The organism is Chroococcidiopsis sp., assembly GCF_051657925.1.
Taxonomy (GTDB): Bacteria; Cyanobacteriota; Cyanobacteriia; order Cyanobacteriales; family Chroococcidiopsidaceae; genus Chroococcidiopsis.
Window position 1 is genome coordinate 1 of the sequence record NZ_JBOFLP010000325.1, and the last position, 19,311, is coordinate 19,311.

General features: G+C 45.0%; 23 protein-coding genes and 1 pseudogene. 14 read left to right on the plus strand and 10 right to left on the minus strand.

The window, feature by feature from the left end:
- Both ACRC32_RS26035 and ACRC32_RS26040 read right to left on the minus strand, forming a co-directional pair.
- Positions 1–2,409, minus strand: a 2,409-nt coding sequence (locus ACRC32_RS26035; RefSeq protein ID WP_438556696.1) for an acetate--CoA ligase family protein, incomplete at its 3' end; no start/stop codon positions are given.
- Positions 2,410–2,841: 432 nt separating this feature from the next.
- Positions 2,842–3,750, minus strand: a complete 909-nt coding sequence (locus ACRC32_RS26040; RefSeq protein ID WP_438556697.1) for a LysR substrate-binding domain-containing protein — start codon at positions 3,748–3,750, stop codon at positions 2,842–2,844.
- 195 nt (positions 3,751–3,945) lie between these two features.
- Here ACRC32_RS26040 and ACRC32_RS26045 point away from each other — a divergent pair, with 195 nt between their 5' ends.
- The 3 genes from ACRC32_RS26045 (at position 3,946) to ACRC32_RS26055 (ending at position 6,532) form a co-directional block, all read left to right on the plus strand.
- Positions 3,946–4,407 (plus strand): GNAT family N-acetyltransferase, encoded by a 462-nt coding sequence (locus ACRC32_RS26045; RefSeq protein ID WP_438556698.1) that lies wholly within the window; start codon positions 3,946–3,948, stop codon positions 4,405–4,407.
- A gap of 119 nt (positions 4,408–4,526) precedes the next feature.
- Positions 4,527–5,762: an LL-diaminopimelate aminotransferase gene (locus ACRC32_RS26050; RefSeq protein ID WP_438556699.1), complete on the plus strand. Its 1,236-nt coding sequence runs from the start codon at positions 4,527–4,529 to the stop codon at positions 5,760–5,762.
- Between the two features lie 98 nt (positions 5,763–5,860).
- Entirely contained in the window at positions 5,861–6,532 is a 672-nt protein-coding gene (locus tag ACRC32_RS26055; protein ID WP_438556700.1) for a Uma2 family endonuclease, read from the plus strand.
- A 6-nt stretch (positions 6,533–6,538) separates the two neighbouring features.
- On the opposite strand, the gene ACRC32_RS26060 is transcribed toward ACRC32_RS26055, so the two are convergent.
- Positions 6,539–6,754 (minus strand): hypothetical protein, encoded by a 216-nt coding sequence (locus tag ACRC32_RS26060; protein WP_438556701.1) that lies wholly within the window; start codon positions 6,752–6,754, stop codon positions 6,539–6,541.
- A 248-nt stretch (positions 6,755–7,002) separates the two neighbouring features.
- Between ACRC32_RS26060 and ACRC32_RS26065 the strand changes: the two genes are divergently transcribed.
- Entirely contained in the window at positions 7,003–7,527 is a 525-nt protein-coding gene (locus tag ACRC32_RS26065) for a GAF domain-containing protein (protein ID WP_438556702.1), read from the plus strand.
- 32 nt (positions 7,528–7,559) lie between these two features.
- On the opposite strand, the pseudogene ACRC32_RS26070 reads toward ACRC32_RS26065, so the two are convergent.
- A pseudogene (locus ACRC32_RS26070) lies at positions 7,560–7,715 on the minus strand (class I SAM-dependent methyltransferase); the annotation flags it as partial.
- A 152-nt stretch (positions 7,716–7,867) separates the two neighbouring features.
- Between ACRC32_RS26070 and ACRC32_RS26075 the strand changes: the two are divergent.
- The 6 genes from ACRC32_RS26075 to ACRC32_RS26100 all read left to right on the plus strand — a co-directional run bounded on the left by ACRC32_RS26075 (position 7,868) and on the right by ACRC32_RS26100 (position 11,972).
- Positions 7,868–8,602, plus strand: coding sequence for a glutathione peroxidase (locus ACRC32_RS26075; RefSeq protein WP_438556703.1), 735 nt, complete (start codon positions 7,868–7,870; stop codon positions 8,600–8,602).
- Between the two features lie 542 nt (positions 8,603–9,144).
- Positions 9,145–9,618, plus strand: a complete 474-nt coding sequence (locus tag ACRC32_RS26080) for a TspO/MBR family protein (RefSeq protein ID WP_106545708.1) — start codon at positions 9,145–9,147, stop codon at positions 9,616–9,618.
- A 10-nt stretch (positions 9,619–9,628) separates the two neighbouring features.
- Positions 9,629–9,889: a hypothetical protein gene (locus ACRC32_RS26085; RefSeq protein ID WP_438556704.1), complete on the plus strand. Its 261-nt coding sequence runs from the start codon at positions 9,629–9,631 to the stop codon at positions 9,887–9,889.
- A 19-nt stretch (positions 9,890–9,908) separates the two neighbouring features.
- On the plus strand, positions 9,909–10,370 hold the full coding sequence (locus tag ACRC32_RS26090) for a TspO/MBR family protein (protein ID WP_438556705.1): 462 nt from the start codon (positions 9,909–9,911) through the stop codon (positions 10,368–10,370).
- Between the two features lie 130 nt (positions 10,371–10,500).
- Positions 10,501–11,283, plus strand: a complete 783-nt coding sequence (locus ACRC32_RS26095; protein ID WP_438556706.1) for an ATP-binding cassette domain-containing protein — start codon at positions 10,501–10,503, stop codon at positions 11,281–11,283.
- Entirely contained in the window at positions 11,280–11,972 is a 693-nt protein-coding gene (locus ACRC32_RS26100; protein ID WP_317106169.1) for an ABC transporter permease, read from the plus strand. Before ACRC32_RS26095 ends, ACRC32_RS26100 begins: the two co-directional genes overlap by 4 nt.
- Positions 11,973–12,118: 146 nt before the next feature.
- Here the strand turns inward: ACRC32_RS26100 and hisG are convergent, their stop codons facing one another.
- Positions 12,119–12,763 carry an ATP phosphoribosyltransferase gene (gene hisG, locus ACRC32_RS26105; protein WP_438556713.1) on the minus strand — a complete coding sequence of 215 codons (645 nt, stop codon included), beginning with the start codon at positions 12,761–12,763 and terminating at the stop codon, positions 12,119–12,121.
- Positions 12,764–13,013: 250 nt separating this feature from the next.
- Between hisG and rppA the strand changes: the two genes are divergently transcribed.
- Entirely contained in the window at positions 13,014–13,703 is a 690-nt protein-coding gene (rppA, locus tag ACRC32_RS26110; protein WP_438556707.1) for a two-component system response regulator RppA, read from the plus strand.
- Positions 13,704–13,791: 88 nt separating this feature from the next.
- On the opposite strand, the gene bioB is transcribed toward rppA, so the two are convergent.
- From bioB to ACRC32_RS26130, 4 genes are read right to left on the minus strand one after another with little or no spacing between them, the layout of a single operon-like run.
- Positions 13,792–14,781, minus strand: a complete 990-nt coding sequence (gene bioB, locus ACRC32_RS26115; protein WP_438556708.1) for a biotin synthase BioB — start codon at positions 14,779–14,781, stop codon at positions 13,792–13,794.
- Positions 14,727–14,873 carry a hypothetical protein gene (locus ACRC32_RS26120; RefSeq protein ID WP_438556709.1) on the minus strand — a complete coding sequence of 49 codons (147 nt, stop codon included), beginning with the start codon at positions 14,871–14,873 and terminating at the stop codon, positions 14,727–14,729. The genes bioB and ACRC32_RS26120 overlap by 55 nt, the downstream gene beginning before the upstream one ends.
- A complete protein-coding gene (bioA, locus tag ACRC32_RS26125) occupies positions 14,870–16,150 on the minus strand; it encodes an adenosylmethionine--8-amino-7-oxononanoate transaminase (protein ID WP_438556710.1) in 1,281 nt (426 codons plus the stop codon). Before bioA ends, ACRC32_RS26120 begins: the two co-directional genes overlap by 4 nt.
- Positions 16,147–16,332, minus strand: coding sequence for a hypothetical protein (locus ACRC32_RS26130; RefSeq protein WP_438556711.1), 186 nt, complete (start codon positions 16,330–16,332; stop codon positions 16,147–16,149). Before ACRC32_RS26130 ends, bioA begins: the two co-directional genes overlap by 4 nt.
- Before the next feature lie 192 nt (positions 16,333–16,524).
- Between ACRC32_RS26130 and ACRC32_RS26135 the strand changes: the two genes are divergently transcribed.
- The 3 genes from ACRC32_RS26135 to ACRC32_RS26145 are packed head-to-tail and all read left to right on the plus strand — an operon-like array spanning position 16,525 to position 17,634.
- Positions 16,525–16,734, plus strand: a complete 210-nt coding sequence (locus ACRC32_RS26135) for a DUF2997 domain-containing protein (protein ID WP_039716585.1) — start codon at positions 16,525–16,527, stop codon at positions 16,732–16,734.
- Between the two features lie 52 nt (positions 16,735–16,786).
- Positions 16,787–17,173, plus strand: coding sequence for a DUF1257 domain-containing protein (locus ACRC32_RS26140; RefSeq protein WP_015154470.1), 387 nt, complete (start codon positions 16,787–16,789; stop codon positions 17,171–17,173).
- Positions 17,173–17,634 (plus strand): ferredoxin, encoded by a 462-nt coding sequence (locus tag ACRC32_RS26145; RefSeq protein WP_192161139.1) that lies wholly within the window; start codon positions 17,173–17,175, stop codon positions 17,632–17,634. Before ACRC32_RS26140 ends, ACRC32_RS26145 begins: the two co-directional genes overlap by 1 nt.
- A 137-nt stretch (positions 17,635–17,771) precedes the next feature.
- On the opposite strand, the gene ACRC32_RS26150 is transcribed toward ACRC32_RS26145, so the two are convergent.
- Positions 17,772–19,311, minus strand: a 1,540-nt coding sequence (locus ACRC32_RS26150; protein WP_438556712.1) for a DUF4335 domain-containing protein, incomplete at its 5' end; no start/stop codon positions are given.

The following is a 19,311-nucleotide window of genomic DNA, read 5'->3' on the forward strand; positions in this document are numbered from 1 at the left end:
AATCAAATGAAAATAACGAAAATAGACACTTTCCTCCGATAGAGTTTGATGAAACTGCACCATTAAAGGTTCGTCTTCGGGACGAATCGGGCGAATAGTAACGATCGTGCCATCTCTCATCGTCCATTGACTCACGTACTGCTGGGGATAAGGACGAATCGCCAGTTTCGGTAATTGGTCTTCTGGTGTTTCCGGTGAATGCAAAACGATCCGCGCATCCAGTGCAAGGAGAGAATCAGGACGAGCCAGCAACGGATTGATATCAATTTCCTTAATCCACCGCTGTTCGACTACGAGTTGACTGAATAATACCAAAAGTTGTTCTAGTGCTTCTAGATCGATGCTTTTTCTACCTCTGACTCCTTGCAATGCTTTGTAAATTTGGGTTTGTTCCATCATTCGGCGTGCCAGAGTCGTATTTAAGGGAGGTAGGGCGATCGCTCGATCTTTAAATACCTCCACTAACTGTCCCCCTAAGCCAAATAGCAGCGTAGAACCGAATTGTGGATCGAGACTGCTGCCAATAATCAATTCGTAACCATCCAATTTCAGCATTGGTTGAACGGTAACGCCTAAGAATGGTGGTGCGTGGTGCGTGGTGAGTGGTGCGTGGGGAGGATTATTTTGGACGTGTTGGTTGACAGAAGTTTCAATTTTGTGGTAAGCAGAACGCACGGCATCGGCATCGGGTAAATTTAACTGCACGCCGCCGACATCGGTTTTGTGGGTAATGGTTTCGGAAAAGAGTTTCAGGACGACAGGATATCCAATGCGATCGCTATATTCAACTGCTTCTGCTTCACTTCTGGCAATGTAAGTCGGAACGACGGGAATACCGTAAGCAGCTAGCACTTGCTTAGATTCAACCTCCGTCAAGATCGTGCGTCCCTGCTGTCGTGCTGTATCAATAATTTGTGTCACCAGGGAACAGCTGTTGCTATCTGCTAAATTTACTGGTAAAGCAGGAGTTTCGTAGATACCACGCAAATTGTAGCTATAACGCCACATCAGGCTGAATACGCGAGCGGCTGTATCTGGATATTGATAAGTGGGGATACCAGCATTATTGAGGATCTTGTCCCCGTCGATGACATCTGCACCGCCCATCCAACTCGCCAGAATGGGTTTACCCGTCACATTAGCATAGGGTTTCAATGCTTCTGCCGTCTTGGTAGGGTCAGTCATGGCTTGTGGGGTCAAAATTACCAACAAACCATCGCTATTTGGGTCTTTTGCTGCGACCTCTAAGGCTTGAGTGTAACGCTGGGGTTCGGCATCTCCTAGAATGTCAATTGGGTTGCTGCGGCTCCAGTGGGTAGGTAGGAATCGATTCAATTCGATGTGAGTCTCCTCGGTTAATTCTGACAGTTCTCCCCCCATAGCAATTAAGGCATCGGTAGTCAGTACCCCAGGTCCACCAGCATTGGTAAGAATCGTTAAGCGCCGACCTTTAGGACGGGGTTGTTTTGCTAACACCTCCGCCATATCAAATAAGTCAGAGATCCGGTTGACTTGCAATACGCCGGAACGCCGGAAAGCTGCATCTAATACGACATCGCTACCAGCTAGCGCTCCTGTATGGGAAGCCGCCGCTTTTGCTGCTGCCTCCGTCCGACCTGCTTTGAGGACGATAATTGGTTTCGTCAGTGCGACTTCCCTAGCTGCCGAAAGGAACGATCGCGCATTACCAATAGACTCCATGTAAATGACGATACTTTTGGTATGAGGATCGTCACCGAGATAATAGATGAGATCGCCCCAATTAACATCAAGCATGGAACCGATGGATACAAAGGCGCTAAAACCGACATTTTCTTGCTTGCTCCAATCGAGGATTGCCGTGCAGAGCGCTCCACTTTGGCTAATGAAACCAACATTACCAGGTCGGGCGATCGCGCTAGCAAACGTAGCATTTAACCCTGTATGCGGACTCATTACTCCCAGGCAGTTAGGTCCGACAATTCGCAGATTGCCTCGACGTGCTTGTTCCAGCACTTGCCGTTCTAACTCGATCCCAGCCACTCCAGCTTCTTTAAATCCAGCAGAAATAATAATCGCACCTTTAACTCCTGCGGCAACACACTCTGCGATCGCCCCTGGTACGGCAGGTGCAGGAATTGCTATGACTGCGAGATCGACTGGCGCGGGGACATCTTGAATGGTGGGATAAGCTTTAATTCCCAATACGCTAGGACGTTTAGGATTGACGGGAAATACAGTTCCACCAAATGGATTGCTGATGAGATTCCATAGCAGGGTACGCCCGACGCTACCTTGTTTTTCGCTAGCTCCAATTACAGCGACGTTCTGGGGAGTAAAAATAGAGTTGAGGGGATTGCTCGACTGCTCGGAGCGGAGAATGTCATGAGCGCGTTCGGCGATCGTTGGCTGGGTATATTGTTGACTCACTGCTGCTCACCTTTGAAAAGTCAAAAGTTAAGTAGGGGCGGGTTTATTTCTTAATGTACACACGGACGCTCGGTAATTTCCGATTTAAATCCGCCCGTACAAAAGTCAAAAATCAGTCATTTTAGCTTTAGTTGAGATTTATTTTTGTTTCCTGTAGAGACGTTACATGTAACGTCTCTACAGGAAAATGTTGATAAATCAATTAGTATGAAATTTAAATGTAGGGTGGGCATTGCTCACCCATTGTCTGTTGTTTATGAATGATTTACATTGCCATAAGATTCAAACCTATATTCTATATTGAGTCCTTGTTCGACCGCTATTAAAAATGATTAAATATTTCTTTGGTGGGCAGCAATTACGGAAAGATAAATTTATAATGTCAAAGCTAAAGCAATTGCTGTGTGCTACATAACTAATTTTGCGATTGTTTCAGAAATAGTTTCTATCATTATTATTTTTTACAGATTCAATAAAGTTCTGCAAAATAGGCGATCGCTCGTCCTTTCGCCATGCTACAGCAATTTCAATTTCAGGGGTTGGTTCTATAAGCGATCGATATATCACCCCGGCTCGCTGTAAATTTTGTAGAGAAGTCGGTACTAGCGCCACTCCTACACCACCTGCTACTAAACTAATGCTAGTTTGTAGTTGTATTGCTTCTTGCACTGCTATTGGACTAAACTCTGTTTGTTGAAAAAATTGCCTAATTTGATTGTAAAGTCCACTACCTAAACGCGCGGGTGGCAAAATGAATAATTCTTGACTCAAGGCTCGGATTGATATTTGAGTGGATGTAGCGAGAGGATGAGTTTCTGGGATTGCGATTGCCATGCCTTCTTTTAACACAGAAACTATTTCTAACTCTATCTCTTCTAAATCAATTGGTAAGTAAAGAATCCCCGCATCAATTTGCTGTTGTTGTAACTGCAAGATTTGTTGCAGCGTTGTCAATTCATGTAAATCCAATACTACCTCTGGACATCGTTCTCGAAAGGCTTTTAATAAGGTGGGTAAAACGCTATATGTCGCCGAACTATTAAACCCCAAGCTCAAACGTCCAATTTCGCCGCGACTCGCTCGTTGTGCTGCTTCCACAGCTTGCTCGATTTGCCCAAGTGACTGTCGTACTTTTTCTAAAAATACTCGACCCGCAGCAGTCAATTCTACACGTCGTTTAGTGCGATCGAACAATCTGACTCCAATTTCAGCCTCTAAATCGCGAATTTGCTGACTTAACGGTGGTTGAGCAATGTGAAGGCGTTCGGCGGCGCGACTGAAATTTAATTCCTCTGCAACCGCCACGAAATAGCGCAAGTGACGAAGTTCCATGATGGTCATTGGTCATTGGTCATTGGTCATTTGTTATTACTCTCCCTTGTCTTCCTTGTCTCTCTTGTCTCCCTTGTCTCTCTTGTCTCCCGACTCCCGACCAAACAATTATATTTTCTGAGTATAAATGTTGCATCAAATATATATTGGACATCTCAAATAACCTTTTCTACAGTACTGGTAAGTAAGCAATGGATGCATCAGATGAGTAATATCAATATTCAAATTCGCCTAGCAACAGTTGAGGATTTAGAGCAAATATTTTCGTTTATCCGTCAAAAAGCAGCATTTGATGGATATCTAGACGAACTGCAAGCAACTCCCCAGCAGCTAGAGAAAACATTATTTGGGCGATCGCCATTAGCGAGAGTATTATTAGCAGAAGTCGATAACTGCGCGATCGCATTTGCCTTATTTTTCTACACCTACTCCAGTTTTCTCGGTAAACCGAGTATCTGGCTCGACGATTTATTTGTACAGCCACATATGCGCGGACAAGGAGTCGGAACCGCATTACTCAACTACTTATCAACCCTCGCCAGCGAGAACGATTGCGGACGCATAGAATGGACAGTGAACGCCAACAACAATCGCGGCATCGAATTTTACCAAAAACAAGGCGCACAAATTCTCGATCGCATTCGGCTGTGTCGTCTTAGTTATTAGTGACTGGTGACTAGTGGCTGGTGGTTAGAAAAGAATACAGTCACTAGCCACTCACAAATGACAAATGACTAATGACAAATGACCCTTAAAATTATTTACGGCACACATGGAGATCGATCGTGGCAAAGATTAACGATAACTACCTGAAACTCAAAGCAGGCTACCTGTTTCCTGAAATTGCGCGGCGGGTGAATGCATTTGCTGAGGCGAATCCCGAGGCGAAAATTATCCGGTTGGGAATTGGCGATGTCACCGAACCATTACCAGAAGCCTGTCGCACGGCGATGATTCACGCTGTGGAAGAAATGGGCGATCGCGCTACTTTTAAAGGCTACGGTCCCGAACAAGGTTATGCTTGGTTACGGGAGAAGATTGCTAGCCACGATTTTCAATCGCGAGGATGCGATATTGACGCTTCAGAAATTTTTATTTCTGATGGTTCTAAGTGCGATACGGGCAATATTCTCGATATTTTTGGCAAAGATAACACGATTGCCGTTACCGATCCTGTATATCCCGTGTATGTCGATACGAATGTGATGGCTGGACATACGGGAGAGGCAAACGAGAAAGGCGAGTATGGCGGTTTAGTCTATCTTCCCGTAACGGCAGAAAACAACTTTACTGCCGAAATTCCGACTCAAAAAGTCGATTTGATTTATTTGTGTTTCCCTAACAACCCTACAGGTGCGACAGCAACGCAGGAACATCTCCAAGCGTGGGTAAACTACGCCAAAGCTAACAATTCCATAATTTTCTTCGATGCTGCCTACGAAGCTTACATCACAGATCCAGATCTACCCCATTCTATTTATGAAATTGAAGGGGCTAGAGATTGCGCGATTGAATTTCGTTCTTTTTCTAAAAATGCTGGCTTTACAGGTACGCGCTGCGCTTTAACTGTCGTACCCAAAACCCTCAAGGCAAAAGCTGCTGATGGTTCGGATGTAGAATTATGGAAATTGTGGAATCGTCGTCAATCTACCAAATTTAATGGCGTATCTTACATCGTGCAGCGCGGTGCTGAGGCTGTTTATTCGGAAGCGGGTAAATCCCAAATTAACGCTCTTGTCAATTTCTATTTAGAAAATGCCAAAATTATTCGCACTCAACTGATGGCTGCGGGTTTAGAAGTATATGGCGGCGTGAATGCACCTTATGTTTGGGTAAAAACCCCGCACGGTTTATCCAGTTGGGATTTCTTCGATAAATTGCTGCAAGTTTGTAATGTGGTGGGAACGCCTGGTTCTGGATTTGGTGCGGCTGGTGAAGGCTACTTCCGTATCTCTGCATTCAACAGTCGCGAAAATGTTGAAGAGGCAATGAAACGGATTGTCGAGAAGTTTAAAGTGTAGAGCAATTTCAATTTAGCGATCGCATACACTGTAGGAGCGGGTTCGCTACGAAGCTAGAAGATAAACCCGCTCTGAGTCGATATATTGTCAATCTCCCTATGACTACCACAAGTTCTGTCGTCAAACCTGTTAGCCAAATGCAGCTGGCTCCTGGTAGTGTAGTGACTATTCCCAACGTTAGTTGGCAAGAATTTGAGTTAATCTTGCACGAATTAGGCGAACATCGAGCTGCAAGAATAGCCTACAGTCAGAATACTTTAGAAATAATGGTTCCCTTACCCGAACGCGAACGACCAAAAGATATAATTTCAGATACGATTAAAATCTTGTTGAAAAGAACGGGTAGAAGATACGAACCTTTTGGTTCAACTACTTTTACACAAGAGGGTATAGCAGGGGTTGAACCCGATGCTTGTTTCTATATTCAAAACTATCAACGTATGGTTGGTCGTCGTAGATTACAACCTGGCGATCCTCCTCCAGATTTGGCAATCGAAATAGAAGTAACTTCTAAAACAATGTTAGATGCATATAAAGATATTGGCTTTCCTGAAATTTGGGTTTATGACAGTGGTAGGTTAAAAATTTATCTCCTTAGCAATGGTGAATATATCGAGTCTAATGCTAGCCCGACTTTTCCTCAACTACCTTTAAATCAAATTATTTTTACTACAGTAGAACGTGCTTGGCAGGTAGGAAGCGTACAAGCTTTAGAAGAATTTGAAGAGGCGATCGCACCCTATCAAACTAACAATTTGCAATCGCCATAAATTCACTTATTTATCCTGACTAGATTCTGATTCTTCTGGACGCTGATATGCAGGAGGATAGTCTACAAATTCATCGGTTCTAGTTGTATTGGTTGTAGCTCCTTCTGGCAAGACATCTTCTGTGGGGTCAGTTGATTTATCGGCAGCAATATCCATTTGACCCGCTGCATTTGTATTGGGTTTATCGCTCGTGCCTTTATGATTTGCATGACCGCTAGGCATAATCTTTTCCTCAACGTATCTACGTATCAGCTTAGACAGAGCGATCGCCAGATAAACCCTATCAAAAGACTTAGATCGAAAATTTTTTAGCAAAGCATATTTGTAGAGATGCGCATTTGTAGTAGGGACACGGCTATGCATCCTTACAGCTCGTGCATTAAATTTGTGCGCCTATATCCTAAGATTGTTGTCAAACGTTTCAAACATAAGGTAATAATTTACATACTAACTACATATTGATTTTTCATATGAAACATTTAGCCATTCTAAGTAATATTCTATCCGAACATAATCAGCCAGAAGCAATTTTTTCAGCTTTACTACCAGCATTAGGAGATCTATTACAATGCGATCGCTGTTTTCTCTATTTACGTCATCCTCAAACTAATATTGGTAAAGTTGTGAATTGTTGGTGTCGCAGTCCTGAATATCCTGATGTAACAGATTCAGATTGGAAAGCAGAACCCGCCAACTTAGCAAACGAAGATCCTCTATTTGCAGCCGCTTTACGTGCCGAACCATCAATTTTTGTGGAAGATGTAGAGATAGCAGATCCAAAAGTGGTCAATAAAGATTTCGAGCATAAAACTTTCGGACACCGAGCCTTAATTCACGCTCACATATGTTACGAAGATCGACTATGGGGTATTTTACAACCCTGTATATTCGGTCAACCGAGAGTTTGGACGAAGGCAGATCGTGAAATAATTTCAGATGTAATAGATAAGCTTACGCCTATAGTCATTAATTATGTTATATCTACCCAGAATTAAACAGTAGGGCGGGCATTGCTCACCTACGCGATCGCAATTTTTTCTGTTAATTGTCCCGTGCCGCAACCGAGATCTAAAATTCTTTCTCCTGGCTGTGGTGACAGTAACTCTAGCAGCGATTCGCCGTACTGCCACACAAACCCATGTTTACTCTCGTAGAGGGATGTATTCCAAGCATTTTCTGGCATATTTTTGTCTTCGTCTGCTAGTTTCCCAAGCTTCAGGATAAGTTGCAGTATCCACGTGTAGTAGTATAGCAACGCGATCGAAAGAGTTGACAGATAAACTCATAACGAGTACGCTTTGTTTGTATGTTGATTTGTGAAGTAAAGGAGATACCGTGCTGTCTAACCGTGAAGGACAAAAAGTACCCAGCGTTAAATTTCGGACTCGCCAGAATAATGGCTGGTTAGATATGTCTACTGACGAGATATTTAATGGTAAGACAGTTGTAGTTTTCTCGTTACCAGGGGCGTATACGCCAACTTGCTCGTCAACCCACGTTCCAGGCTACAACGATTTAGCACCAGCTTTTAAAGAGAACGGTGTTGATGAAATTGTTTGCGTTTCTGTCAATGATGCCTTTGTCATGAGCGAATGGGCAAAAGACCAAGGTGCAGACAAGGTAACTTTTCTTCCCGATGGCAACGGCGAGTTTACTGACGGAATGGGAATGTTAGTAGACAAATCGGATTTGGGTTTTGGCAAGCGTTCTTGGCGCTATTCCATGCTAGTAAAAGATGGTGTAGTAGAAAAGATGTTTATCGAGCCAGAGGAACCAGGAGATCCCTTTAAAGTATCCGATGCCGAAACCATGCTTAATTACATCAACCCAGAAGCAGCAAAACCGAAGTGCGTCTCTTTGTTTGCCAAAGTCGGTTGTTCGTTCTGCGCCCGTGCCAAGGAAATGTTGCAAGAACGCGGCATTGAATACGAAGAAATTGTTTTAGGACAAGATGCGACAACCCGTTCTCTACGGGCAATGACGGGAGCAATGACAGTACCGCAAGTCTTTATCGATGGAAGACTCGTTGGCGGTTCGGAAGCATTAGAAGCCTATTTGAGTACAAACTAGGTAAGTCAGAAGTCAGGAATGGTAGGGGCGGGTTTTGACTGAAGATTCCTGGTGCAGTTGTGAATCTATTTGCTCAACCCGCCCGTACAAAAATCAGAAGTCGAAATGTTTGTGATTAACAGTGGAAACAGGCGTTTCGATCGCATTGATGGTGTAAGTTAAATGCATACAGCTTAGTACGCGAAGTCAGGAGTAAGAACTAAAAAGACTTTAGCAAGCGATCGCATCAGTGGGGAACCCATTCAAGCTGTGAAATACTGCGAGCATTCAGCGCTGTTCCAAACTGGGAAACCGTTTCTGCCTTCCCGCCATCGTTTGACAACATTTGCTTTAACGCTATCTAGACTCTTGACTTGTGACTTTTGTAGGGGCGGGTTTAGCAGATAGATCGAGCGCTTTAGCCTTCAACTTTTGGTCAAAACCCGCCCCTACAATTTTTGACTTTTGACTTTTGACTTTTGACTTCTCTCCAATGACTGAGTACTCATACTGCCCTAAACTGTCACAATCGCGATAGAAGACTGAGGAAAGGATAAACAAGAATGATTCCGTCTTGGCTAGCGATTGGAGGAATAACGTTTCTTGTCGCCTTCGGTGGCTTTTTCTTTAAGCCTCGCGATTTGAAATGGGCAGTTCAACTGGAACGCCCACATTGGTTAACTTTTGAGCCATTAATTCCAGTAATATGGATGGTGATTTTTACTTGTGGGGCAATTTCAGCTTATATCGTTTGGGAAGCAGAACCAGGTAGCCTCAAGACCTGGTTATTAATGGGATTATACCTAGTTTTAGAATTAATTACCGTTGCTTATTTACCAGTGACGCTACAACTACGTAGTTTGGCGATCGGTACGTTTGTTGGTTTCTCAGGCGTACTTTTAAGCGTATTGTTGTTACTAGCTGTCTTGCAAATCTCTGGATGGGCAGCAGCTTTGCTCATACCTTATACAATTTGGAGTCCCATCGGCACGTTTACAACCTGGGAAATGATTCGCCTCAATCCTACAGAGCAGTGAACAGTTATTAGTGAATAGGGAGCAGGGAGCGCTTCGGAGCAGGGAGCAGGGGGGCAGAGGGGCAGAGGAGCAGAGGAGCAGAGGAGCAGAGGAGGCTGGGGGACCGCTCGGGAGCGATCGGGAGCAAAACAATTCACTCACGCATTCAAAATTCTCTACACCCCACACTTCCCACACCTCCCACACCTCCCTACACCCCACACCCCACACCCTACACCCCATTCATCACGCACCATGCACCACGCATCACTCACAAATGACCAATGACTAATGACCAATGACAAATCATTATGATTAAATCTTGGATGGTAATCGGGGCTGTGACGCTGTTGGTGGCACTTGGCTCAAATTTCTTTACACCAAGCGATCGCAAATGGTTTAAGCGCCTGCGCCGCCCCAATTGGTTGACGTTTGAAGCGTTAATTCCCGTCATTTGGACGGTCGTATTTATTTGCGGTGCTTGGTCGGCTTATATCGTGTGGGAAAATACGGGTAGTTGGTTGCTGATGGGGTTTTACTTGTTGGTAGAAATTCTAATCGTTTCCTACACGCCTGTGATGTTTAGGACTCGCAGCCTCAAAATTGGGACGATTATCGGTGGTACGGGTGCGATCGCTGGTCTATTATTAGCCTTAACTGTCCTCAGCGTTTCCCCTTGGGCGGCAGCTTTACTCCTACCGTATCTAATTTGGAGTCCGATTGGCACTTACACGACTTGGGAAATGGCAAAATTGAATCCCAATGATGTCTAGCTATAAGTTGTAGCTTGCTTCTACCCTTGTTTGCATGTAAGTTGATACACTAAAAGCTCAACCATTACTTCGATCGCGGGTAAAATCAGCACATAATGTTACCTGAGGCAACCCCTTTCGGGAGTCGTTTATGCCGCAGGACAATTCAATTGCAATCGAATTTCGCGATGTCACGTTCATTCAGAACGGACGGGCGCTGGTATCAAATCTCAATTTCACCATCGATCGAGGTGAAGTCTTAGTCCTATTAGGGCGTAGTGGTAGTGGCAAAACTACAACTATGAAGTTGATCAATCGCCTGTTCGTCCCTTCTCACGGTGAGATTCTGTTTGAAGGCATTCCTACAACCAAGTGGGATGAAATCAAATTACGCCGTCAGATGGGATACGTGATTCAGGAGACAGGTTTGTTTCCGCATTTCACTATCGAACGAAATGTGGGCTTAGTGCCAGCTTTAGAAAGTTGGAAACCCAAACAAATTAAGGCACGAGTTTACGAACTGTTAAACTTAGTTGGTTTGGAACCGGAGCAATTCGCTCATCGTTATCCCAGCGAACTTTCTGGAGGACAACGACAGCGTGTAGGAGTCGCTAGGGCGCTAGCTGCCGATCCGCCCGTGTTATTGATGGACGAACCTTTCGGCGCGCTCGATCCAGTCACTCGTCTAGAAATCCAACAGCAGTTTCGCCGCTTGCAACAGCAGTTAGGCAAAACCGTAATTTTCGTAACGCATGATATTCAGGAAGCTTTTATTTTGGCTTCTCGAATTGGTCTCATGCAAGCAGGACGGATGCTGGTGTTAAGTACGCCAGAAGAGTTTTTAAAATCTCCCAAGCCAGAGGCGCGTGCTTTTATCAAAGGGTTACCACCGTTTGCTCAGATTTATAATTCTGGTGAGAAGAACGGAAAATGAACTTGAGTGAATTTTTTCTGGTGAAGTACGCGCCGGAGATTTTACAGGAAACTGCTACCCATATCCTCTTGGTAGGAATTTCAATTGGTGTTGCGACTTTGGTAGGTATTCCGCTAGGGATCTGCATCACTCGTAAACCCAGCCTGCGCCAGCCAATCTTGGGAATTGCCAACGTGTTGCAAACAATTCCTAGTTTGGCACTATTTGGATTTTTAATTTCCGTGCCGCTAATTGGCGGAATTGGGGCGCGGACGGCGATTATTGCTCTAACCCTCTATTCTCTCCTACCAATTATTCGCAATACCTATACAGGAATTATTAACGTCGATCCGGCAATTCGTGAGGCAGGAAAGGGGATGGGCATGACCGATCGCCAGTTACTCTTGCAAGTCGAGGTTCCGTTGGCGCTAGGGGTGATTTTAGCAGGGGTAAGGGTAGCCACTGTGATTGCTATCGGGGTTGCCACGATCGCAGCAGCAATTGGCGCTGGTGGCTTGGGCGTGTTTGTATTTCGGGGAATTGCAATGGTCAACAATCAGTTGATTCTGGCAGGAGCAGTTCCGGCGGCGGTGTTAGCAATTTTAGCAGATTGGGCGATCGCTACTTTGGAACGCCGTTTAACGCGCCGAGGTACTTGGGAGCAGAGGAGCAGAGGAGCAGAGGAGCAGGGGGGATTGGTACAGTCTTAACAGTTATTAGTTATCGTAGGGGCGGGTTTTGACCAAAAATTTTCGGTTCTAGCAGTTAATTTATTTGCTAAACCCGCCCTTGCAGGGAGCAGGGAGCAGGGAACCTTTGCTTGAAAGCATAGGATTGAAATGTAGATTTTACTCAACTAAACAGGTGACATAATTGCAGCGCGAATTTGTTCGATATACTGATAAAAATTATCGCTATTAAGCCGATAACTTAAAGGATGGGCAATTAATCTTGCTGTACTGTCAAACAATGTTTCAATCTCGATTAATCCATTTTCTTGTAGCGTTCTACCAGTAGAAACTAAGTCAACAATTGCCTCAGACATACCCGTAATTGGTCCCAATTCTACAGAACCGTATAAAGTAATAATTTCTACTGGTAAATCTAAATTTTCAAAATACTCGCGGGCGCAATTAACAAACTTAGAAGCAACTCTTCCGTGAGCTGGTAATTCTAGAGCCGAACGATAAGGACTAGAAGCTTTGACAGCCACAGAGAGCCGACAAGAACCAAATTTTAAATCGGCTAGATTGGCAACTTTCGGTTTTTTCTCGCGTAATACGTCGTAGCCAACAATTCCTAATTGTGCCTGTCCGTATTCTACGTAAACGGGTACATCTTGCGCCCGTACTAATAAAGCTTTGGCAATATTATTCGAGTCTTGAATCTGTAATTGGCGATTGCTGGAATCAAGAAATGCACTAAAATCTAAACCGACAGATTGCAACAAACGGATACTATCTTTTAAAAGTGCGCCTTTGGGTAGTGCTACGGTAATCATGGCTAGGGAGTAGGGAGTAGGGAGTAGGGAGTAGGGAGTAGGGGAAGAAACAGCAGACAAGTCCTCATTCTCACAAAAAACTATTATGCCTTGAAAATAGGGCGATCGCGAACTTAATTGAGATTTCTACGGCTTTAGGTTACAGGCTACACGTAAGTCAGTAGGGGAGAAACTTCAGAAAACGCTGCCAGATTGTAGCCAGTGTAAGAATAGAAATATCGCTTAATATATCCGTGCAGCCAAGATTGATATGAAAATCTTGTTAGTTGACGATGAAGTTGAACTAACCGATCCTCTTAGCCGCCTCCTCAGCCGTGAAGGGTACGAGGTTGATGTGGCATATGATGGAAACAAAGGTAGCAATTTAGCTACTCAGAAGACTTATGACTTACTGATCCTCGATTGGATGCTCCCCCACCAATCGGGGTTAGATATTTGTCAGCAATTACGGCGCAGTGGTAAAAATACACCCGTTCTCTTCCTGACTGCTAAAGATACGATAGACGATCGCGTGCAAGGTTTAGATGCGGGTGCAGATGATTATATTGTTAAGCCTTTTGAATTACGAGAATTACTTGCAAGAGTCCGCGCTTTGTTACGGCGAGGTGCTGTAGATTTAAACCTAGCTGCAACTCAACGTTTGCAAGTTGCAGATTTAGAATTAGATGTTGAAAATCGCTTAGCTTATCGTCAAGGACGCACGATTGAGTTGTCAGAAAAAGAAACTAAGCTTTTAGAATTTTTTATGCGTCATGCGGGACAAGTATTAACTCACGACCAAATTCACCATTATTTATGGACTGAAGAAGAACAACCGAGCAGTAATGTTTTAGCAGCTTTAATTCGGTTATTAAGACGCAAAATTGAAGCTAAAGGAGAAGTGATTTTAGTTCATACTGTTTATGGGAAAGGTTATCGGTTTGGGGATGATAATGGGTAATATCTCGACGCTGAGTAAATTCATTTTTATGTCACGCAAAGACGCTAAGACGCTAAGAAGAACACAAAGAATAATCGCTCCTCACTCCTCACTCCTCCAAAACAAAACCAGCGTCGCGAATCATGTCTAAATCCATTTGTGCTGCTTGTCCTGGCGTGGTGAGGTAGTCGCCAATGAAGATGGAGTTGGCGGGATATAATCCTAACGGTTGGAGCGATCGCAAATGGACTTCTCTACCTCCGGCAATCCGAATTTCTTGTGATGGTAGCAAGAATCGAAATAAACATAATATCCGTAGACAGCGTTGCGGATTGAGTTGTTGCAATCCTGCGAGTGGTGTACCTGGAATCGGAATTAAAAAGTTAATTGGTACGCTTGTTACTTCTAATTGTCGCAGTGACAGAGCTAAATTGATAATATCGTCGTCTGACTCGCCCATGCCCATTATTCCGCCCGAACAAGTCGTAATTCCAGCAGCTTTAACATTCTCCACCGTCGCCACGCGATCGCTAAATGTGTGAGTCGTACAAATTTGTTCGTGGTGCGACTCTGCTGTGTTGAGATTGTGGTTGACTCTATCGACTCCGGCTGCTGCTAAACGCTGCGTTTGTTCCTCACTTAACAACCCCAAACAAGCACAAATTTTTAAATCGTAATTTGCCTTGACTTCTCGCACGGCTGCTAAAAATTTGGCAAAAGTTGTTTCATTAGGCGATCGCCCAGACAGTACCATGCAGAATGTACCTGCTTTTAAACTAGTCGCCCGTGCTGCGGCAGCTAAAATTTTTTCTTGTACCATCAACGGATATTTCTCAATTTCTGCTGTCGAGATTTTTGACTGAGAACAGTAATGACAATCTTCAGGGCAAAGTCCACTTTGGGCATTGAGTAAAAAGTGCAGTCGAACGCGATTACCCCAATAATGTTTGCGAACTTTGTACGCAGCTGCTAGCTGTTCGAGTAACACTTCATTAGGGGCACTGAGTACGGCTAAAGCTTCCTCACGGCTGATAATATCTCCTGCTAAAGAGCGATCGGCAAGTTGATTCCAATTTGGTAATGTGACGGTTTGGGACATTGGTAGTTGGTAGTTGGTAGTTGGTAGTTGGTAGTTGGTAGTTGTTGGTTGTTGCTAATTTTTTGACTTTTGACTTTTGACTTTTGACTCACTCATCCACAACCCGACGAATAACTTCGTAAATCGATTCGAGTTGAGTCGGGGTGATGCAGTAGGGTGGCATGAGGTAAATGGTATTACCGAGAGGGCGTAAGAGGAAGCCTGCTTCGAGAAAGCGCGATCGCAGTTTTGAACCTGTGGCGTTTAAGTAGCTTTCGCTTTCAGCTTTCAGATCCAGGGCTGCTATTGTACCGCAGATGCGGGTACGTTCGATTTTTGGATGCCCGCTCAACCATGTTTCCATATAGCGACGGTGTAAGGCTTCCATTCCAGCAAATGCGGCTGGATTTTGAGTTAATAATTCCAGCGAGGCGTTGCCTGTGGCGCAAGCTAAGGGATTTCCTGTATAAGAATGACTGTGAAAGAAAGTGCGATCGATGTCATCACTGTAAAAAGCTTGGTAAATCTCCTCTGTTGCTACAGTCACAGATAGAGGTAAACAGCCACCTGATAAACCTTTAGATAAGCAAAGTATATCGGGACAAGTACTTGACTTTAAACAAGCAAATAATTCTCCCGTTCTACCAAAGCCCGTCATGATCTCGTCATAGATTAGCAGCACCCCATGCGTGCGGGCGAGTTGAGCGAGTTCTTGGAGAAATTGGGGACGACACAGGCGCATCCCTGCGGCTCCCTGTACTAATGGCTCGATAAATATGCCTGCATAGCTGTGCGGATTTTTTTGCAATAATTCTGCCAGTTGCTCTAAAGCCCGTGCTTCACGGATGACGACGTTTGGATCTTCGTCGAATGTCGCGGGAAAAGGTACGACATCTGTTGCAAACATCAGGGTTTTGAAAGTTTGCCACCAAGGAGAACTACTACCAACTGACATTGCGCCTATAGTATCGCCGTGATAGCCGCCTTCAAAGCTAATGAATCGAGTTCGTTGTTTTTCCCCTTGGTTAAACCAATACTGGTATGCCATTTTCAGCGCAACTTCGATCGCTGTAGAGCCGTTATCGGAGAAAAATACCCGTGTCAGAGACTTAGGTAGATGTTTCAATAGCCCAGTGGCTAATTTTTCCGCTGGTTCGTGGGTAAACCCAGCAAAAATCACTTGTTCTAGTTGTTTTGCTTGATGGTAAAGAGCCTCAGCTAGTACGGGATGGCTATGCCCGTGGATCGTCACCCACCAACTGGAAATACAATCAAGAATCTGCCTTCCATCCTCCAATTCCAACATCACCCCCTCTCCCCTTTTGACTTTCAAAGGAGGAGGAGCCGTTTTCATCTGGGTGAAAGGATGCCAAATTGGATTGTTACTCATGAGTAGGAGGAGTTAGGGGTGAGGAGCGTTAGCGAAGCGGGACGAAGTCCGGAGTGAGGGGAAGAAGAGAGAGTCGCGGAGCGCAAGGTTGCTGAGGGAGAAAAATAACTGCTCCCTGCTCCCTGCTCCCTGCTCCCTAATTTTCTGCTTGACTGCTGTTGAAAGTTAAGCGAAACTGACAAATAATTACTGTGCGAGTTCACTCTATTGCTAAATTTTGTTAACTTTTTCATCTATATAATTCGATGGATGAAACATTATGTAGCAGTAGGGATATTAAGATAGGGGATCGCGTCGCTCAAAGCAAGCTATCCTGCCCAAAAGCTGGATCTAAGTGTCAGATAACCTTAAAACCTGTTGTGTTGGCTAGAAGCATGGAAACCTTAGAATTTGTCATCTATCCCGATGGTCGCGTACAGGAAAAAGTCACGGGGATCGTCGGTTCCTCCTGTACGGAAGTTACGGCAGCGCTGGAAGCAGAACTAGGGCAAACAATTAGCCAGCAGCCAACATCAGAATATTTTAATCAAGTTAATACACAAGCTGATGTCTCAATCGCTCAAGCATCGTTTAGCGAATGGTAGCTTTTTTATTTAGTTATTTACCCTAGTTAATTTACGTCGATCTAAAAACACTATGTCACACTTTAGCCAAATCAAAACTCAAATCCGCAATTTAACATCCTTGCAAGCAGCTCTTACCGATATGGGAGTTGATTGGAAATCTGGATCTCGGCAAGTTAGAGGCTATCAGGGACAAACGCGGAATGCCGAAGTGACAATCGAGCAAGATAACGGTTACGATGTAGGATTTAGTTGGAATGGCAAAGAGTACGAACTCGTCGCCGATATGCAATATTGGCAGCAGCCTTTATCAGTAGAAGGTTTCTTGCGCCAAGTGACGCAGCGTTATGCATACCACACCGTAGTTAACGAAACAGCAAGACAAGGTTTTCAAGTCACCGAACAACAGAAAAACTCAGATGGCTCGATCAGACTGTTAGTACAGCGCTGGAGTGGCTGATGGACGATCTTGGCACATCGAATTATTCTGACTCGGAGCGATCGCACCTAGAACCCGAGTTGGGGGGAAATCTGCGTGATGCAGCCAATCGTTCTGGACTAGAGCCAGAATTGGGCGGTGTTACCCGACAAAAGGGTGTGTACGTTGACGAAATCACTTGTATTGGGTGCAAACACTGCGCTCATGTCGCTCGCAACACCTTTTATATCGAACCAGATTACGGTCGCTCTCGTGTTGTCCGTCAAGATGGTGACGTAGAAGAACTGATCCAAGAGGCGATCGATACTTGTCCAGTAGATTGCATTCACTGGGTCGATTACACTGAGTTAAAGCGGCTAGAACAAGACAGACAATATCAAGTCATTCCCCCAGTTGTAGGATATCCCGTAGATGGCGCTGTGGCTGCTGCCCAAAAGCGTCGTCGCAAACAACAGTTAACTCGCAAAAAAGCCAAGTATTGATCGATTCTCAATCATCTAAATAGGCGATCGCCTTTTAGGGAGACTGCAAACACAGTCTCCTTATTTTTTCTTCTAGTTTTTAGATTTATGCAGAGACGGATTGTCGAACGTCTCTACACTGATAACTGACAGTTGATTTAGTTTTGTTCCAGAAAGGATTGCACTTTCCCGTCAGCACCGAGTATAACTCTAACTCTAGGTGTTTCGCCTTGGGGGTTAGCGGAGACAAAGGGTTCGCCGATTAAAGGTAAACCAGAACTCTCGATGTAGTTTCTAGCTGCTTTACCTAAAGGTTCGATCCGCTGCACCGAGCCGTCTACATCTAAAACAATACTGTATTCTAACGGTTCGCTGAGTCCAGAGGGGGGCTGCCAACGCTGTTGGAAGTATTCTCTTACTTCATTAACTTGCGGCGTAGGGGCAAAAGCTGCTGCTTGGGGTGCTTGTCGTGACGGTTTAGCTGGCGGCTCTTCAACTGGCTTACCTTCTAAAGCCGCTCTAATCCTTTCTCTGGGTGTCAAGCCTTCTACTGATGGCGGCGGAGCTGGATTGCTGGGTGGTGCGGCAGGAACATCGATTGTGGGAGGAGTCTGAGCTGAGCGATCGGGAGTAGGAGGACTGGGAAGATTATTATTAGTGGTAATTCCTGGTAAGGTAGCGATGCTACCTGGTTGCACTGCGGCATTATTAGCTGGTTGGTTAGCTGCTGGTTGGTTAGGCGATTGCTTGGGTGTTTGAGTAGAACCAGACGGTGCTTGAGCAATACCAGGTAAGGGGCTAACTCCAGCGTTAGGTGGTGCAGGTGGGGCAGTGGTTGTAAAGGGTGGCGTGGTTGGTGCGGTAGGCAGAGTAGTGTCTGACAGAGGTGAGGGAATGGTCGGTGAACTCCCCACGGTTGGCGTATTTGGTAAATTCCCTAAAGTTGGGCTTGTCGTCGGCGATGGAAGATCGCTTGTGGGTGGCACAGACGGTACAGCCTCTGGAGATAGGGTAGGCGAGGGAGAAGGCTGTTGTGGCGGACGACTAGCTGTTTGTGGCTCGTCAGAACGGTTGAGCAAATGTACGAGTCCTGCGGTTAAACCTACTCCTACCAGGAGTACGGCTGCTATCCCCGCCCAAGCTGTAGAAGGAGTAGTAGCAAAACGAGTCGGGCTATTAAAGTTGGCTGGGACAGCTAAAACGTCAGCAGCATATTCATCTAAAGCGTTTGCTAGATCGAATAGTTGCGTCATGCTCAAAGGAATGAATTGCCCCGTATTAGGAGTTGCTAAAGCTCCTAAAAACAAATTATGGGATAATCCTTCACCAGGTTGAATGTATATTCCTCCTGCTGGAGCTGGTGCAGGCGTGCTAGAGGAATCTAATTCTGCCGGTAGGGTGGGTGTATTGGCAGCATCTTCTACCAGCAAAGCATTGAATCGTTCTGGCGATGAAGCAAGAACTCTCTGCACGTAGTTTTTGACAACTTCATGCAATTCTACTAAAGAGTGGCGATCGCCCTGAATGCGAATCTGCTCCGCTTCTGGCAGTTGGGAGTCATGAAAGCGCACCTCGAACTGAATTGGTGCATTCATTGATTTAGCGCCCCGATCCGATCCTGGCGTGCGCTCGGTAACCTGTAACGTACAAGAAGCTTGCGTATACTTTTTTATAATCGGTTCTGACAGAGACATAAGC